We start from the raw sequence: 16,580 nt of genomic DNA, 5'->3' as shown, positions 1-16,580 counted from the left end.
CCTCTTGAGAGCACATCTGGGGATGTGGGCCCCTGTTTCAATTGCGGCCAACCCGTTTTTCAAAGCTCGCCAACATCGCGCCTTACGGCCTTTCCCATGCAGAGTCCAACGTGTTTGCAAAGTGCATTCCATCGCACTATTGCACAAGCATGCGCCGGCCCATCCTGCTTTCTGTTGTGTGCCCGGAAGCCTATATTGAGCTGGGGGGGCGCAATGGACACATCGCAGATCATCCACAAGACCGCCAGCGACTTGCGGGTCAGACCAAACCTTGCGGACTATGAAGCCGAGTGCCGGCGCTTTTCCTGGGATGCGGTCAGCCATGAGTTGACCGGCCTGCCTTCAGGGATCGTCAACATCGCATGGCACGCGGTGGACAAGCGTGCAAACCGTGAGGAAGGTGAGCGGATCGCCTTCCGCTTCCTTGCGGCCGGCATGCCTTGCCGTGATGTCAGCTACACAGAGCTGTGCGTGCAAACCAATCGTTTTTGCAATGTGCTGCGCGCGCTCGGCATCGGCAAGGGCGAGCGACTCTTCATCCTTGCCGGACGCATTCCGGAACTCTATGTCGGTTTGCTGGGCGCGCTGAAGAACGGCACCGTAGTCTCCCCTCTTTTTTCGGCATTCGGTCCGGAGCCGATCGCTACACGCATCAACCTGGGTGCCGGCACGGTCCTGCTCACAACCGATGCCCTCTACGCGCGCAAGGTCGCCAAATGGCGCGACCGTATGCCCAGCCTGAAACACGTACTGCTGGTGGCCGAAGACGGCGGGCAGACGTCCGAGCCAGGAACACTCGACTTGGTCTCGCTGCTGCGCAGTGCCCCGGATGCGTGCGATCTCACGCCGACCACCGCGGAAGACATGGCGCTGCTGCACTTCACCAGCGGCACGACGGGCACTCCCAAAGGCGCAGTCCACGTGCATGGTGCAGTCGCGACGCATTGGGCAACCGGCAAGTACGCGCTGGACCTGCACGCCAGCGACATCTACTGGTGCACCGCCGATCCTGGCTGGGTGACAGGTACGTCATACGGCACCATTGCTCCGCTGCTGCACGGGGTGACTTCCATCGTCGACCGGGAAGAATTCGACGCCGAACGTTGGTATGGCGTCCTGCGTGACGAGGATGTCAGCGTCTGGTACACGGCACCAACGGCAATCCGCATGTTGATGAAAGCCGGGCCGGAGATGGCGAGGCGATACGCGCTGCCACGGCTTCGCTTTATCGCCAGCGTGGGAGAACCATTGAACCCGGAAGCCGTTTGGTGGGGCAAAGAAGTCCTGGGCTTGCCGATTCACGACAACTGGTGGCAGACAGAGACCGGCGGCATCATGATCGCCAACACCCCTGCCTTTGACATCAAGCCCGGTTCAATGGGGCGCCCCCTGCCAGGCGTCGAAGCGGCAATCGTGCAGCGCGACGAAAATGGAAGCGTGAGCGTCATCAATGCGCCCGACAAGCAAGGGGAACTCGCGCTCAAGCAAGGGTGGCCGTCCATGTTCCGGGGCTACCTCAATAACGAAGAGCGCTATCGCAAGAGCTTCTCCGGCGAGTGGTACCTGACGGGCGACTTGGCCAGGCGCGATGCAGACGGGTACTACTGGTTCGTTGGCCGCGCCGACGACGTCATCAAGTCTGCGGGGCATCTGATCGGCCCGTTCGAAGTCGAGAGTGCGTTGATGGAACACCCGGCGGTGGCCGAAGCAGGCGTGATCGGCAAGCCAGACTCAGTGGTTGGCGAAATGGTGAAAGCCTTTGTCTCGCTCAACCCCGGGTTCGAGCCCAGCGACAACCTGCGCCTGGAACTCCTCGGTCATGCCAGGACACGCCTGGGCGCAGCAGTCGCCCCCAAGGAAATCGCCTTTCTGGAGCTGCTGCCGCGAACGCGCAGCGGCAAGATCATGCGACGCTTGCTCAAGGCGCGCGAGTTGGGCCTGCCCGAAGGCGATACGTCGACACTGGAGGGCGGAACATGACCGGCATCGACCACCCCGCTCCGCAACCGCCGACCGGCCCCGTCCCCTACGACGCGACATTCGCAAAGGCACTGCTGCGTGACATGCTGCGTATTCGCCGGTTTGAAGAGAAGTGCGCAGAGCTTTACGGTGCGGGCAAGATCCGCGGATTCCTGCACCTGTACATCGGCGAGGAGGCTGCAGGGGTGGGCGCCTTGCATGCGCTATCGGCTGAAGACAACATCGTCGCAACCTATCGCGAACATGGTCATGCGCTGGTGCGCGGCATGGACATGGGCGTGCTCATGGCAGAGATGTATGGCAAGCGCGAGGGTTGCGCACGAGGGCGTGGTGGTTCGATGCATCTGTTCGACCATAACCACCGCCTGTTTGGCGGTAATGCCATTGTTGGCGGCGGCCTTCCGCTCGCCGTAGGCCTGGCGTTGGCCGAGAAGATGCAGCACAGCAATCGCATCACCGCCTGCTTCTTTGGCGATGGTGCGGTGGCGGAAGGTGCTTTCCATGAATCGATGAATCTGGCTGCGCTGTGGAAGTTGCCACTGCTGTTCTGCTGCGAAAACAACCTCTATGCCATGGGCACCGCTCTGGAGCGCCATCAAGCCCAGACCGATCTGTGCGCCAAGGCTGCCTCCTATGCCATGGCAGCGCAATCGGCCGATGGCATGGATATCGTTGCCGTGCATGAAGCTGCAAAGGATGCCGTCGCCCGCATCAGAAGCGGCGATGGCCCGGGGTTCCTGGAGTTGAGGACCTACCGCTTTCGCGCCCATTCGATGTACGACCCCGATCTCTACCGGCAAGCCGCAGAGTTGCAGGCCTGGAAGGCGATCGGGCCAATCCATACGTTTACGGCACGCCTCAAGGCCGAGGGCAAATTGACGGAGGAGGCGTTCCTCGCTCTTGACGCTGCAGTGAATGCGGAAGTGGCCAAGGCAGAGGCTTTCGCAGACGCCGGCACCTGGGAACCCGTGGACGACCTGCTGAAAGACGTCTATGCGCCCGCCGGAGCCGCGCCATGAGCCGCCGCCTCACCTACCGTGACGCGTTGCGCGAAGCCCTGCGTGAAGCACTCCTGAGCGATCCGCGTGTATTCCTCATGGGCGAGGATGTCGGCCGCTATGGCGGGTCTTATGCGGTTTCAAAAGGGCTGTTGGCCGAGTTCGGCCCGGAGCGCATACGCGATACACCACTCTCGGAACTGGGGTTCACCGGCGCTGGCATTGGCGCGGCGTTGGGCGGCATGCGTCCCATCGTCGAAGTGATGACTGTCAATTTCAGCCTGCTGGCACTCGATCAGATCGTGAACACGGCAGCCCTGTACCGGCACATGTCGGGCGGGCAGTTTTCTGTGCCACTGGTGATTCGTATGGCAACCGGTGCCGGCCGGCAGGTTGCCGCGCAGCATTCGCACAGTTTCGAGGGCTGGTACGCCGGCATTCCCGGCGTCAAGGTGGTGGCCCCCGCCACCATTGAAGATGCACGCGGCATGCTCGCGCCCGCGTTGGCCGACCCCGATCCGGTTTTGATCTTCGAGCATGCCGGGCTCTACAACATGGAGGGCGAGTTGCCGGACGCCGCCGATGCCGACACCGGCATCGCCGACATCCACTCTGCGCGCGTCCGGATCGAAGGCAAGGATGTATCGATCATCACCTACGGCGGGTCGCTGCCCAAAGCACTGCAGGCAGCAGAGATGCTCCTTGCAGACGGAATTGCAGCCGAAGTCGTGGACTTGCGCTCGCTTCGACCGCTCGACGATGCCGCCATCATGGCGTCGGTTGCAAAGTGCCGCCGGGCAGTGATCGTTGACGAAGGATGGCGCAGCGTCGGCTTGGCCGCCGAGATCATGGCGCGCATTGTCGAGCAGGTGTTCTATGAACTAGACGCTCCCGTTGCCCGGGTCTGCACTGCCGAGGTGCCGATTCCTTACGCAAAGCATATGGAAGATGCCGCACTGCCGCAGGCCAGCCGCATCGTCGATGCGGTCAAGCAGGTGGTTTCATGAACGCACGCCCTTGCGCAGCAACCCGTGCGGAGGCTACATGATCGAGTTCACACTGCCCACCCTGGGCGCTGACATGGACGAAGGGACGTTGCTGGAATGGCTGGTCAAGCCCGGTGACGTCGTCAAGAAGGGCCAGATTATCGCCGTGGTGGATACCAGCAAGGCCGCGATCGACGTCGAGAGTTGGCACGACGGCACCGTCGCGGAGCTTCTGGTCGAGCCCGGCACGAAGATTCCGGTTGGAACGCTGATGGCGACATTCCTAGAGCCGGGGGAGGCGCCAGGGGCCGTCACGCATTTGCATGGGATCACGCGCGCTGCGGCCTCCGTGCCTCGGCCAGAGCACCGCCACATGATCTCGCCCGCAGCACGTCGTGCGGCGCGAGAGCGCGGTATCGACAGCAGCACCATCGTCGGTACGGGTCACGGCGGGGTTGTCACATTGGCCGACATTGAGCACGCTGCTCAGGCAAACGCCGCAGTGCCGGGCGGAAAATCAGCCGACATCCGCAAGACCATCGCCAGCGCCATGACGCGCTCCAAGCAGGAGATACCGCATTACTACGTGGCAGAAACGATCCCAATGGCAACCATGCTGAATTGGCTTGCAGTGGAGAATGCCAAGCGTCCATTGGCTGAACGTTTGTTGCCTGCAGTTGCGCTCATCAAGGCCGTCGCGCTTTCGCTCAAGCAATTTCCGGAGCTCAATGGATTCTTTCGCGGCGGCAACTTTGAAGCGTCGACGGCCGCACACATCGGTGTAGCGATCTCATTGAGGCAAGGTGGTCTGATCGCCCCGGCGTTATTGGACGCCCATGCCAAACCTCTCACCCGGTTGATGCAGGAACTCACGGATCTGGTCAAGCGCTGCCGAGCCGGATCATTGAGAAGTGCCGAGATTTCTTCCCCCACCATCACCGTGACCAATCTCGGCGATCAGGGGGTTGCACAGGTGTTCGGCATCATCTATCCGCCACAGGTTGCGTTGGTCGGCTTCGGCCGCATCGCGGAGCAACCATGGGCTGAGAACGGCGTGCTGAAGATCATGCCAGCCGTTACTGCAAGCCTCTCGGCGGATCATCGGGTCTCCGATGGCCACCGAGGGGCCCTCTTCCTCACAGAGCTACGCGAACAGCTGCAACACCCGGAGGCGCTGGACCAATGAACGAAGGTGACATCCGTGCGATCGTGATCTCGGCGCTGCGAGCAATCGCCCCCGAGATCGATGCCGCTACGCTACGTGCCGACCGGCCCTTGCGCAGACAGGTAGACCTCGATTCAATGGATTGGCTCAACTTCCTGTTGGGCTTGCATGACAAGCTGAAAGTCGAGATTCCCGAATCCGACTATGCACGCCTGGTGACGCTGGATGATGTCGTGGCCTACATCGTCAAGGCAAGCGCTTCCACTCAACCCCGGTAGCCCCCGTTGTTTTTGCAGGCAATATCGTCGCCGCGGGCCCGCTCCGCCTCACTTCTCGAGCGTGCCCCCGCCCGAGCAACCACCGACCGGTCGCCCTTGCCCCGGAATCGGCATGCTCAGCAGAAGCATGCGGGTCGACCATCAACGATCGGCAACACGGACAGCACATCGTCCAATTCCGCATCCGGCCTGAAGATCGTGACGCCCTTGAGCCGCAGCTGCCACGCATGAAAGAGCAGCGACTCAACATAGCCGCAGGATGTGTCAGTGGGGACAAGGACCGTCTTGGAGATCGAAGCATCAACGAACGGCTGCAGCGTCGCCACCATGCGCAGATGGTCAAAGCCATCGACTTGCCTCGCGGTGACGAAGTAGCCAGGCAACATGGCACGCTGTCCATACTGCGCACGGAAGCTCCGATAGGCGCGGTTCTCTACGCCATACAGCAGTGGTGCGCCATGCTGAATGCGCACTCGACGTTGATACACCCAGTCGAACGCTGGCTCGATGCCACTGGAGCAGTTGTCTCCGAACGCAAGACTGACACTCCCGGTGGGCGCGAGAGACAGCAGGTGGCTATTGCGCAGGCCATGCCTTGCAATGGCTTCTCGCACAGCCCGTGGTAGCGAAGCGCTGAAGTGCCCGGATGCCAGGCTACGCTCGGCCTGAAACAGCGGATACGGCCCGCGCTCGCGCGCAAGCTCGGCAGAGGCTGCGTACGCGTTGTCGCGCAGGCAGCGCGCGATCTGAGATGCCATGTTTCGTGCCTCAGGAGCACCGTAGGGCAGACGCATCATTGTTAGCGCATCGGCAAGCCCGGTCACGCCTACGCCGATCCTGCGCTTGGCATGGGCCTCCTGCCTATGTTCAGCCAACGGCCAGCGGGTGACATCGATCGCGTTGTCGAGCATTCTGACTTGAATGCGCACTACCCGGCTCAATCCGATGAAGTCGAACATGGGTTGCCCGCCCGCGCCAAACGGGCATCGCACCCACCTTGACAGATCGATGGGGCCAAGCACACAACCGCCCCATGGAGGCAATGGTTGTTCACCACATGGGTTGGTCGCCGAGATGGTTTCAATCCCAGCAAGGTCGTTGCCTGCGTTAATCGTGTCGATGAACAGTAGGCCCGGTTCTGCACTATGGCGCGCCGCTTCCGCAAGCATGCGCCAGAGTTGCCGTGCGGGTATGACTGCGTAGCACCAGCTTCCGTCAGGCAGCACGTGGGCGCCCTCTTCCAACCGCCGAGCATTAGGCGCAGCGCGATGTTGCAGCTGCCACAACCCATCATCGGCAACGGCTTGCATGAAAGCATCGGTAACAGCCACCGATATGTTGAACGTTGACCAGCGCTTTCGTCCACGCTTGGCGGCGACGAACGCTGCGAGGTCGGGATGGTCACAGCGCAGCACAGCCATCTGCGCCCCTCCTCGCGTGTCGCCTCGTGCCAGCGCCACACACGTTCGATCGAAGGCATCGATGACCGCACTGACGCTCTCCGTGCCGCCATTTGATGTTGCCTGCTCGGAATCGACTGGGGCGATGACCGAGAAATCGTAGCCCACCCCGCCACCCATCTGCAGCGTGACGCGCGCCTTCTGCAAAGCCTGTTCAATGTCAGATGCATCTGCAACAGGCTGTCCGCTCAGCGCGACAGGATGAACGAAACAATTCACCATCGTCCCTGACTTCGCACCTCCCGCGTTCGCCATGATCCGCCCCGCGCCAATCGCACCTTGCAGCAGGTTGGAGTAGAACAAGCGAGTGACACGCGTGCGAAGTTGGGGATCCTCCGCAGCAGCAAGGGCACGCGCGACGCGTTTGAAGACGTCCTCGCATGTTGTCTCGCCTGGAGCGAGATAACGATCCGCCAACACAGCGGCGCCCAGAGGCGATGCTGGCATTCTCGGGATCGAATGCTTTGCCCGCATCGACATGCTCCATAGCATGGATACACTCATGCTAGCCAACCCCAATCTGCGGGCGTTGATCCGCATCACGCCGATGCACTTGCATGGAAAGCAGAATATGGCTCAGGCAGCTAACCGCGTAGTACGGCGAGCCCAGCTCCAGAACGCGCGCTTTCGAGTCAAGATGGCGCAGGCCGCACTGGAAAATTTGCGCGAACTGGAACACCACTCGGAAGCGGCCAAAGACTGAGCACGCTTGCCTGGGCACAGAGCGCTCACATGAAACGGCAATCAAAGCGCAGGCTTGCTGATCTTGAAATCACTGATGGCGATGCTGACGTCAACACCATCGCCCTTGCCTGCCGACCCGAGTGACGCCCAGCCCTTGGTCAGACCCCTAGCCTTGCCAGGCTTGAGACGCCGATACTCCCGCTGACGGCGAGATAGCCAGAGGCCTTGGCTCACGCCTCTCCCTTCGGGAAAAGTCGCTCAGTGGGGACAACAGCAGTTGGTCAGGAGAGCTGACCAACTGCTGTGACGTTACTTTGCTTCAGACTTCGGCGCAGCGCACGTTTTCACGCCCAGAATGCTGTAGGCCGGGCAGATGCGCACGATGCCTGTCAGGAGTGGCACGATGCCAATCCAGCCCCAGGCGCCAATGCGCCCTGTCGCGGCCAGGCCGATCAAGACCAACCCGACAACAATTCGAATAACGCGGTCGATCGTTCCAACATTTGCTTGCATGGCGGACTCCTTCATTCAACGACGATTGCACAGGCTTCTTCACCAAGGCTGAACGTGCTGCGCAATCCGTTCAGAGGTTGGGCGTCTCATATGCGCCTTGCAAAAATTCTTAACGCAAGTCAAAAGCGGGGTCATGATGTAGCGCAACACTTTGCCAAGTGATTCGCCGTCCGGCCGCCCAGCGTTAGCGCGCGTCCTTCGGCCTGTCACCTTTGGGCCAGTCGTTGACACGTGGCGCGTAGTCGGGGCGAGGTTGCTGGGTAAAGAACGCGGCGACATCCACGGCATCCTGTGCTGACAGCGTGCCGCCCTGGCCAAGCGGCATGTTGTGCTTCACGAACGCAGCGGCGGTGTACAGCCGGGCCATCCCCGCGCCCACGTTGAACGAGTCATTGCCCCACAGTGGCGGGAAGATGTAGCCACCTTGCGGATTCTTGGTGCCCTGCCCCTCTGCGCCATGGCAGGACGCGCACTGCGCTTCGTAGACGGATTTGCCGTGCTCGCGGTTAGGAACGAGCGAGGTGTCAATCTTTTCGAAACCCCGGCCGACCACATTGGTGCCGGTAGGCACGCCTGTCGACAGCCACTTCATATAGGCCATGATGGCGTTCATCTCTGCCGAGTCGAAGGGCAGCGGTTTGCCGTTCATCGAGCGCTGGAAGCAATCGTTGATGCGCTCCTGGAGCGAGATGATCTTGCCGCTGCGAGACCGGTACTCCGGAAAGGCCCCGGTGAGCCCGACCCAAGGCGATGCATAGGCCGTCGTCCCGCCATTCAGATGGCAACTCGTGCAGTTCAGGCCGTTGCCCACGTTTCGGGGCAACTGTTTGTGGGTATCCGTCAGCAGCTCCTTGCCGCGCTTGATGGCGTCGCCCATGGGTCCCTGTGGGATCGACGACTCTTCCGGCACGTGCATCGGGACGGCCTGAGGTTGCGATAGCGCCGGCATGCTGATTGCCGCCAGAAGCGCTACGACCAGGGTGTGCGATTTGATTGAGTTCAAGAGTGTCTCCTTTGTATGAGGCGTACCTTTCCAGGGTACGTTTGTGTGCTTGGCTTTACGCTGCCAGCGCGACCTTCGCCACCATCCCGATGGCAATAAGACCTGCGATGAACGCGAAACCCTGCTGCAGCCTGTGGCCGCTCAACTGGCTAGCCACGACCCGGCCACCCAGCATGGCAAGCATGGCGCCTGTGGCAAAAGGCACGCCGATCTGCCAGTTCATTCGGCCTGACAACGCAGTTGTAATGACGCCTGAGGCGGACACCAAGGTGATGACTGCCAGAGAGGTCGCCACGATGGAGTGCACCGGGGCATTGGTGGCTTTCTTGAGCGCGGGAACGATGACGAAGCCCCCACCCACACCCAGCAGACCCGAGAGGAAGCCCGCGCCAATGCCCGAAAGCGCGAGCGCGCGGGTGCAGGAAGCAGTCCAGACAAAGCGGCCGGTCTGGTTATCCAGTTGGCACGGTTGCGGGTTCTGCTCGGCTTCCGCTTTGTGTGGAGCACTCGCGCCAGCCTGCTTGAACATGCGCAGCGCAACAAAGGCCAGCACGGCAGCAAAGAGCAGTGTCAGCGGTCCGTTCGGAAGACGGTGCGCGAGCCACAAGCCGGCGGGTGAGAATACCGTACCGGCCACGGCCATCAGCATAGCGGCGCGGTAGCGCACGATGCCCGCTCGCAGCCCGATGGCCGCCCCAACGGCCGCAGACAGACCCACTGCAAGCAGGGCGACCGGCGCGGCCTCAGCAACATTGAGACGCAGGACGAACAGCAGAAGCGGAACCGCGAGGATCGCGCCACCTGCCCCCGTCAACGCCAGGATGAGACCGACCACAGCGCCAAGTGCTGCGCTGCTGACAACGATGTTTTCCATTGACTCCCCGTAGCCTGCTTATGCGTGTTGTGCGCTGGATTTCATGCGCTCAAAGACCTCGAAAACAACCATGCCAGCCACCATGGCGGCGACGAAGCCAATCGCTTTCGGATAGCCCGCACCCAGAGCCACGAGCGCGGGGCCCGGGCAGAAGCCTGCCAGGCCCCAGCCAATACCAAACGAGGCGCTGCCCAACACCAGCCGCAATGTCACGACCGTGCTTGCTGGCAACTGCATGGACAATCCGAGCAACGATCGCTTGCGGCGTTTGGCAATGAAGAACGCGAGTGAACCCACGGCAATCGCGCCGATCATCACAAAAGCAAGAGAAGGGTCCCACCGGCCTGCCAGGTCGAGAAAGCCCTGCACCTTGGCCGGATTGGCCATCCCGGAAATCATTAAGCCCAGGCCAAAAAGCAGGCCAGCGAGCAGTGCGGTAATGGCAGCCATGTCAGCCTCCAATCAGATGCCGTTGCACGAAGACGGTCAGGAAGCCAGCCGCCATGAAGGTCGAGGTCGCAACCAGGGAGCGAACCGAGCCGCGCGAGATACCGCACACCCCGTGGCCGCTTGTGCAACCGCTGGCGTAGCGCGTGCCTAGGCCCACCAGAAAGCCGGCGACCAGGATTTCACTCCAGCCCGCCTGGATATCTGCAACGGGCGGCCTGCCGAGCAAAGTCGCAATGACCGGGGCACCAATCAGACCGACAAGGAAAGTCACGCGCCACACCATGTCGGTGCGTGGCAGGGTCAATAAGCCGCCCAGGATGCCGCTGATGCCTGCGACACGGCCGTTGAACAGCACCAGCACGGCCGCCGCCGCACCGATGATCAGTCCGCCGGCCAGCGACAGGCCGGGCGTGAAGTTTGTGACGTCAATCAGCATGTCTTTTCCCCTTTGCCGTCGGCGCAGAACTGTTCGTACAGGACAGTCATGACTGCGAGCGCCGGCCCACTTTCGACCGAATAAAAGATGTTCTTCCCATCACGACGTGACACCACCAAGCCGTTCTCGCGCAGGATGCCCAGCTGTTGCGACAGCGTCGGCTGCCGGATGCCCAGCCGCTCTTCCAGCGCGCCCACGGACAGCTCCTCTTGCGATAACAGGCACATCAGCAGCAGTCGGTCAGGATTGGCGAGCACCTTGAGTAAGGCGCAAGCGTTCGTCGCGGCGGCTTGCATGCTGACGAGGTCAATAGCAGCTTGATCGTTGTCCATAAGTGCTTTCGGTTTGCATGCGCATAGTATATAAAAAAATATATTATTTTCCAGTAGATTGATGTGCGGCATAGGAGGCCCCATGCAACCGATAGTTCAGCCGTTCTTCGACCCGGCAACCTGGACAGTGACCTACGTGGTCCATCAGGAAGCGCGCTCCGAGTGCGCGATCATCGACTCGGTCCTGGATTACGACCCCAAGTCGGGCCGGACGTCGACGGCCAGCGTCGACCGGGTCATCGCGTTTGTGCGCGAGCGTGCGTTGCGCGTCGAATGGATTCTTGAGACGCATGCACACGCTGATCACCTTTCCGCCGCGCCCTATCTCAAGCGTCATCTGGGTGGCCGCATCGGCATCGGCCAGAACATCCGCGGTGTGCAGGCGGTGTTCAAACAACTCTTTAATCTGGAACCGGGGTTCCAGCCAGACGGGTCGCAGTTCGACCATCTGTTTGAAGACGGCGAGACGTTCTCCGTCGGCGGGTTGACCGGCAAGGCGATTCACGTGCCAGGCCACACACCGGCCGACATGGCGTACCAATTCGAGGATGCGGTCTTCGTCGGCGATACGCTGTTCATGCCGGACGTTGGCACCGCGCGCTGTGACTTCCCGGGCGGCAATGCACACGAGCTGTTTCACTCCATCCGTAAGCTGCTGGACTTGCCAGGCGAGACCCGGCTCTTCATGTGTCACGACTACCCGCCCGAAGGACGGGGGCCGGCCTGGGAAACGACGGTGCGTGACGAACGCAATCGCAATATCCATGTGCACGACGGTGTGACCGAAGCGCAGTTTGTCGCCATGCGGCAGGCCCGCGATGCGACGCTGGCGATGCCGACGCTGATTCTGCCTTCAGTGCAGGTCAACATTCGCGCAGGAGAGCTGCCCCCGCCCGAAGAAAACGGGGTTCGCTACCTGAAAATCCCGCTGAACGCCCTCTGAGACCACTTCGCGCGCTCGCCTGCGCGGCAGGTGGCAGGCAGTCCGGGGGAGGCAAAGAGAACGGGCAATTCCGCAACCGTGCAAATTTTGATCGGCCACCTGCGGCGCTGCAGGTGGCCGCTGGTCGGCTTGCCCATTGGCATGATGCGAAACGTGGTCCGTTGCACCCGCGCGCCCAGTTGACGGCCATCAATATCGACTCCGCCACAGTGCCTACATTTTCTTCAGGCGCTTGATTGGCGATTGCCTGCGCCGAAACGCCTTTGTCCATCACACGATGAGGTCGGCCATGCACGAAAGAGTTCTCATGTCTCCTGTCGAGTTGGCGGAGATGATGAAAACCGAGCCACTCGTACTCATCGATACCCGGGACGCGGCCAGTTTTGCTGAAGCGCATTTGCCTGGCGCGGTGAATATCCATGAAATCTTTACTTATTTGGCGACGTCAACGCCGCAAGGCGTGGCGGCATTGCGGCAGGCATTCACCGAAGCCTTTGGCAAGGCCGGTTTGTCCGGGAAGGAAACAGCTGTTGTCTATGAGCAATCGATGACGACCGGCTTTGGGCAGTCTTGTCGGGGCTACGTTCTGCTGCGCTACCTCGGTTATCCGAGAGACAAAATCAAGGTGCTCCACGGTGGCTTCAGCGCATGGCGCGCGGCGGCGCTACCTAGCACGACAGACGTGCCGGCCCCAAAGCCCGCCAACTTTCCCCTGGCAATGCAAGGAAGCCACATCCTCGTCGACCTCGACGAGATGAAAGAGGCCGTCGCCGACCCGCTTGTCGTCAAGCTCGATGTACGGGACGTGGACGAGTGGATTGGCGAGAGTTCATCGCCCTACGGCAAGGATTTCTGCCCGCGAAAAGGCCGTATTCCAGGCTCGGTCTGGCTTGAGTGGTATCGCATGATGAAGCCGACCCCGACTGGGCAGATGTTCAAGTCACCGGCAGAGATTCTTGCCGAATGCGCAACGGTCGGGATTCGCCAGGAAACCCCCGTCATTGTTTTCTGCTTCAAAGGCGCGCGCGCATCCACAACGTTCGTCGCGCTGGAGGAAGCCGGCATCAAGAACGTGCGGCTGTATCTCGGTTCCTGGAACGAGTGGTCCCGGGACCCTTCCCTTCCGATCGAGGAGGGATTGCCCTACTGAGGGCCATCGCCATTGCACGCCACCCTAATCGGATTGGCCTTCATATTTCGCTTCAGGAGATACGTGATGAAAAAAGCAGTGTTGCTGACCATGCTGTCATGTGCGGTCATTTCCAGCGCGCCCGCCTTTGCTCAACAGGCCACTCCCGCGAACAAGGGCGGTCAGACCGCGCAGACGCAAACGAACGTGGCTGAGTTCGACAAAAAGACGGCGGCCGTTCGAGAGAATATGAAGAAGATGCAGGAAGAAATGGACAAGGCCCGCCAGACCCAGGATCCGAAAGAGCGCCAGAAACTGCTCGATGAACATTGGGCAACGATGCAGAGCACGATGGGCATGATGCGCGAGCTGTGGGGCCCCGGAATGATGGGCGGTCCTGGAATGATGGGTGGCCCAGGAATGCGCGGTGGCCACATGATGGGCGGCGGCCCGATGATGGGGTGGCGAGGGATGGGAGGCTACTACTCGCGCCTCACACCCGAGCAGATGAAGGAACGCCAGTACATGTCGGACCAATACATGGACCTTCACTACGAGATGATGGAGCAGATGATGCTGAACCATCAGATGTGGAGGCAAATGCCACGGTAATGCCGATTTCTGCCAGCCCGTGTCCACTCAGCCAGGTGGACATGGGGCGATGCCGCCCGAGATTGCGTAACCGCCTGCCGAGACTATCAGCGATTTCGCCACGAAGACTCATGGTCATGGATTGCACTGAACCGCATGCCGTGCTGCCACCCACTCCTCGTTTGTAGGCTCGACTGCCACGCGAATGCGGCTCGCTGAACTGGAAATGATCGACGCATGCGCCTGATTGGCCTCGTCATCCAGGTGGGCACCCAAATAGCTAAGTGCGCTCACAACGCGTTCGCGCACTGCGGCATTGTGCTCGCCAATACCGGCCGTGAAGACCAAACAATCCAGGCCGTCGAGTACGGCCACCAGGGCCCCGATCTCACGAACGATCCGGCGCACGTAGAGCGCGAGCGCCGCCTGCGCGCGCGGGTTGTCGGCCTCGCGCGCAATCAGCTCGCGCGGGTCGGAAGACAGCCCTGATACCCCAAGCAGCCCCGATTCGTGATACAGCACGTGCCCGACCTGTGCGGGGGATAGATGTTCGGTCTCCATCATGTAGAGCACCGCCCCCGGATCAAGCGCGCCACATCGCGTCCCCATCATCAGGCCGTCGAGGGCGGAAAACCCCATGGTTGTGGCGACGCTCTTCAGCCCGTGCATTGCACACAGGCTGGCGCCGCTGCCCAGGTGCGCGACGATGGTTCGCCCGAGTGCGATAGCGCCATGTCGTTCCGGCAAAGCAATCGACATGTATTCGTACGACAACCCATGAAAGCCATAACGTCGCAGGCCGCGTTCCCATGCTGTATACGGCAGCGGCAGCATCGTCTCGACCTGCGGCAGCGTGCGGTGGAAAGCGGTATCGAAGCAGGCGACTTGCGGCACTTCAGGCAAGTCCGACAGAAGCGCCTCGATGGCCTCCAGAGCAAACGGCTGATGCAGCGGCGCCAGCGGAATGTAGCTGCGTAGATCGGACAGCACATCGGCACTCACGCGTACCGGCGCGAAGTATTTGGAACCGCCATGCACCACCCGATGTGCCACGGCCATCAGCCGGCGGCCGTCCAGCCTGTGCTCGACACGCCGGCGAATGTGCACGAGCGCGGCATGGTACGGCTGCGCACTGTCAAGCTCTAGCGCTTGTGTTGGCGCGCCAGCCTCTGCTGCCGTGGGGTGCTCGGTGCCGATCCCCTCCACTTTGCCGCTCCACATGGGTGCGCGCGGCAATGGATGCGCGGTGGCATCGAACAACGCAAACTTGATGCTCGACGAGCCGCAGTTCAGTACGACGATGCAATCGTTCATGGCGGTAAGTTGCGGTAACGGTGAGCCAGCAAGGTGGCAACGGCACACGACGCGATGCGCGACTCGCGCGAGTCGGCACGGCTGGTCAGCACAATGGGCACGCGGGCGCCGAGCACGATGCCTGCACTGGCCGCACCGCCCAGGTATTCCAACTGTTTGGCGAGCATGTTGCCGCTTTCCAGATCGGGCACGACCAGCACATCGGCCTGCCCTGCGACTTCCGAAACAATGCCCTTGATACGCGCTGCAGCGGCAGATACCGCATTGTCGAAAGCCAGCGGTCCGTCCAGCACACCGCCCTCGATCTGACCGCGGTCCGCCATCTTGCACAGTGCGGCCGCATCAAGCGTGGCGGGCATGCGCGGGTTCACGGTCTCGATCGCCGCCAGGATCGCCACCCGCGGCCGTTCAACCCCGATCGCATGCGCCAGATCGATGGCGTTGCGGACGATGTCCGCCTTTTGATCCAGGGTCGGCGCGATGTTGATGGCGGCGTCCGTCACGATAAACGGGCGCGGATACGCTGGCGACTGCATCAGGAAGCAATGGCTGATCCGACGTTTGGTACGCAGCCCTGCCTCTTCGCGCACCACTGCCGCCATCAACTCGTCGGTATGCAGGCTGCCCTTCATCAGCGCCTCTGCCCGGCCCTGTGTGACAAGCTCCACTGCGCGGGTGGCAGCGGCGCTGCTGTGCGGCACGTCTTCGATCTCGATGCCCTTGAGGTCAAGGCCGGCTTCGGCGGCGACGCGCATCAGCTTGGCGTACGGTGCAACAAGGCACGGCACGATCAGACCTTCAGCGTGCGCGTCCATCACGGCAGACAGGCTCAGCGCATCGCACGGGTGGACGACCGCCATGCGGATCGCACCCAGAGGCCGTACATGGTCGAGCAGCCGGTGGATGCCATCACTGCCGGTGGTGATGCGCACATCCGGCAGCGTGGTACGCGGACGCTCGATGCGCTCGGTGGGCGCGATGACTTCAGCCTCGCCCGCGATGGCCACCGTGCCGCTGTCGTTTGTGCAAGTGCATGCCAGCTTGATCCGCTTTCGTTCCTCCTCCTTGCTGACCACCGTCACGCGGATGGTGAGCGTGTCGCCAACACGCACCGGTGCGAGGAATTGCAGCGTCTGCCCAAGGTAAATCGTTCCCGGCCCCGGCAAGCGGGTCCCGAGCAACGCGGAAATGAGCGCGCCACCCAGCATGCCGTGGGCGATCACGCCATGAAAGCGCGTGGATGCGGCAAAGTCCGGGTCGAGGTGCTGCGGGTTGACGTCCCCCGACAGCACGGCAAATAGCTGAATGTCTTCGGCTGTGAGCGTGCGCAGGATGGCCGCGGTGTCGCCCACGGCAATTTCATCAAAGGTGCGATTGCGCACCACGCTGAGGTCGCTGCCCGGCAGTAGCGCCGGCGGTGCAGGCAGATGATCGGGGCCCATGT

At 61.7% G+C, this 16,580-nt stretch carries 18 protein-coding genes; 9 read left to right on the top strand and 9 right to left on the bottom strand.

Annotated elements, in window-relative coordinates; translation table 11 throughout:
* Nucleotides 1–213 precede the first annotated feature (213 nt).
* From acsA to ACTJK4_RS10565, 5 genes are read left to right on the top strand one after another with little or no spacing between them, the layout of a single operon-like run.
* Nucleotides 214–1,980: an acetate--CoA ligase gene (acsA, locus tag ACTJK4_RS10585; RefSeq protein ID WP_440817889.1), complete on the top strand. Its 1,767-nt coding sequence runs from the start codon at nt 214–216 to the stop codon at nt 1,978–1,980.
* Nucleotides 1,977–2,999, top strand: coding sequence for a pyruvate dehydrogenase (acetyl-transferring) E1 component subunit alpha (gene pdhA / locus ACTJK4_RS10580; RefSeq protein ID WP_260801654.1), 1,023 nt, complete (start codon nt 1,977–1,979; stop codon nt 2,997–2,999). The genes acsA and pdhA overlap by 4 nt, the downstream gene beginning before the upstream one ends.
* Nucleotides 2,996–3,985, top strand: a complete 990-nt coding sequence (locus ACTJK4_RS10575) for an alpha-ketoacid dehydrogenase subunit beta (protein WP_440817888.1) — start codon at nt 2,996–2,998, stop codon at nt 3,983–3,985. Before pdhA ends, ACTJK4_RS10575 begins: the two co-directional genes overlap by 4 nt.
* Before the next feature lie 37 nt (nt 3,986–4,022).
* Entirely contained in the window at nt 4,023–5,150 is a 1,128-nt protein-coding gene (locus tag ACTJK4_RS10570; RefSeq protein WP_440817887.1) for a dihydrolipoamide acetyltransferase family protein, read from the top strand.
* Entirely contained in the window at nt 5,147–5,407 is a 261-nt protein-coding gene (locus tag ACTJK4_RS10565; RefSeq protein ID WP_440817886.1) for an acyl carrier protein, read from the top strand. The genes ACTJK4_RS10570 and ACTJK4_RS10565 overlap by 4 nt, the downstream gene beginning before the upstream one ends.
* Before the next feature lie 116 nt (nt 5,408–5,523).
* Here ACTJK4_RS10565 and ACTJK4_RS10560 read toward each other — a convergent pair whose 3' ends face one another.
* On the bottom strand, nt 5,524–7,359 hold the full coding sequence (locus ACTJK4_RS10560; protein ID WP_440817885.1) for an adenosylcobalamin-dependent ribonucleoside-diphosphate reductase: 1,836 nt from the start codon (nt 7,357–7,359) through the stop codon (nt 5,524–5,526).
* 10 nt (nt 7,360–7,369) lie between these two features.
* On the opposite strand from ACTJK4_RS10560, the gene ACTJK4_RS10555 reads away from it, so the two are divergent.
* Nucleotides 7,370–7,570, top strand: a complete 201-nt coding sequence (locus ACTJK4_RS10555; protein ID WP_440077258.1) for a hypothetical protein — start codon at nt 7,370–7,372, stop codon at nt 7,568–7,570.
* A gap of 290 nt (nt 7,571–7,860) precedes the next feature.
* Here the strand turns inward: ACTJK4_RS10555 and ACTJK4_RS10550 are convergent, their stop codons facing one another.
* The 6 genes from ACTJK4_RS10550 to ACTJK4_RS10525 form a co-directional block, all read right to left on the bottom strand.
* Nucleotides 7,861–8,064: a YgaP family membrane protein gene (locus ACTJK4_RS10550; protein WP_232040264.1), complete on the bottom strand. Its 204-nt coding sequence runs from the start codon at nt 8,062–8,064 to the stop codon at nt 7,861–7,863.
* Nucleotides 8,065–8,248: 184 nt separating this feature from the next.
* Nucleotides 8,249–9,067, bottom strand: a complete 819-nt coding sequence (locus ACTJK4_RS10545) for a c-type cytochrome (RefSeq protein ID WP_316870920.1) — start codon at nt 9,065–9,067, stop codon at nt 8,249–8,251.
* A gap of 55 nt (nt 9,068–9,122) precedes the next feature.
* A complete protein-coding gene (locus ACTJK4_RS10540) occupies nt 9,123–9,941 on the bottom strand; it encodes a sulfite exporter TauE/SafE family protein (RefSeq protein ID WP_440077259.1) in 819 nt (272 codons plus the stop codon).
* An 18-nt stretch (nt 9,942–9,959) separates the two neighbouring features.
* On the bottom strand, nt 9,960–10,391 hold the full coding sequence (locus ACTJK4_RS10535) for a YeeE/YedE family protein (protein WP_232039623.1): 432 nt from the start codon (nt 10,389–10,391) through the stop codon (nt 9,960–9,962).
* Nucleotide 10,392: 1 nt separating this feature from the next.
* The gene (locus tag ACTJK4_RS10530; RefSeq protein ID WP_414562134.1) at nt 10,393–10,827 is read right to left on the bottom strand and encodes a YeeE/YedE family protein; all 435 of its coding nucleotides are present in this window, start codon (nt 10,825–10,827) and stop codon (nt 10,393–10,395) included.
* Nucleotides 10,821–11,159, bottom strand: coding sequence for an ArsR/SmtB family transcription factor (locus ACTJK4_RS10525; RefSeq protein ID WP_414562132.1), 339 nt, complete (start codon nt 11,157–11,159; stop codon nt 10,821–10,823). The genes ACTJK4_RS10530 and ACTJK4_RS10525 overlap by 7 nt, the downstream gene beginning before the upstream one ends.
* 82 nt (nt 11,160–11,241) lie before the next feature.
* Here ACTJK4_RS10525 and ACTJK4_RS10520 point away from each other — a divergent pair, with 82 nt between their 5' ends.
* The 3 genes from ACTJK4_RS10520 (at nt 11,242) to ACTJK4_RS10510 (ending at nt 13,843) form a co-directional block, all read left to right on the top strand.
* Nucleotides 11,242–12,102 (top strand): MBL fold metallo-hydrolase, encoded by an 861-nt coding sequence (locus tag ACTJK4_RS10520; protein ID WP_232039628.1) that lies wholly within the window; start codon nt 11,242–11,244, stop codon nt 12,100–12,102.
* A 289-nt stretch (nt 12,103–12,391) separates the two neighbouring features.
* On the top strand, nt 12,392–13,252 hold the full coding sequence (locus ACTJK4_RS10515) for a sulfurtransferase (protein WP_414562130.1): 861 nt from the start codon (nt 12,392–12,394) through the stop codon (nt 13,250–13,252).
* Nucleotides 13,253–13,318: 66 nt separating this feature from the next.
* Nucleotides 13,319–13,843 (top strand): hypothetical protein, encoded by a 525-nt coding sequence (locus ACTJK4_RS10510; protein ID WP_414562128.1) that lies wholly within the window; start codon nt 13,319–13,321, stop codon nt 13,841–13,843.
* A gap of 114 nt (nt 13,844–13,957) precedes the next feature.
* Here the strand turns inward: ACTJK4_RS10510 and ACTJK4_RS10505 are convergent, their stop codons facing one another.
* Both ACTJK4_RS10505 and ACTJK4_RS10500 read right to left on the bottom strand, forming a co-directional pair.
* On the bottom strand, nt 13,958–15,136 hold the full coding sequence (locus ACTJK4_RS10505; RefSeq protein WP_440817884.1) for an acetate/propionate family kinase: 1,179 nt from the start codon (nt 15,134–15,136) through the stop codon (nt 13,958–13,960).
* A complete protein-coding gene (locus tag ACTJK4_RS10500) occupies nt 15,133–16,578 on the bottom strand; it encodes a bifunctional enoyl-CoA hydratase/phosphate acetyltransferase (protein WP_260801645.1) in 1,446 nt (481 codons plus the stop codon). Before ACTJK4_RS10500 ends, ACTJK4_RS10505 begins: the two co-directional genes overlap by 4 nt.
* Between the last annotated feature and the right edge of the window lie 2 nt (nt 16,579–16,580).

The sequence above is a fragment of the Ralstonia sp. 22111 genome (genome assembly GCF_052045895.1).
In the GTDB taxonomy this organism is placed as follows: domain Bacteria; phylum Pseudomonadota; class Gammaproteobacteria; order Burkholderiales; family Burkholderiaceae; genus Ralstonia; species Ralstonia wenshanensis.
The sequence above is the reverse complement of the archived record's forward strand: the minus strand, read 5'-3'. Positions and strand labels throughout refer to the sequence as shown.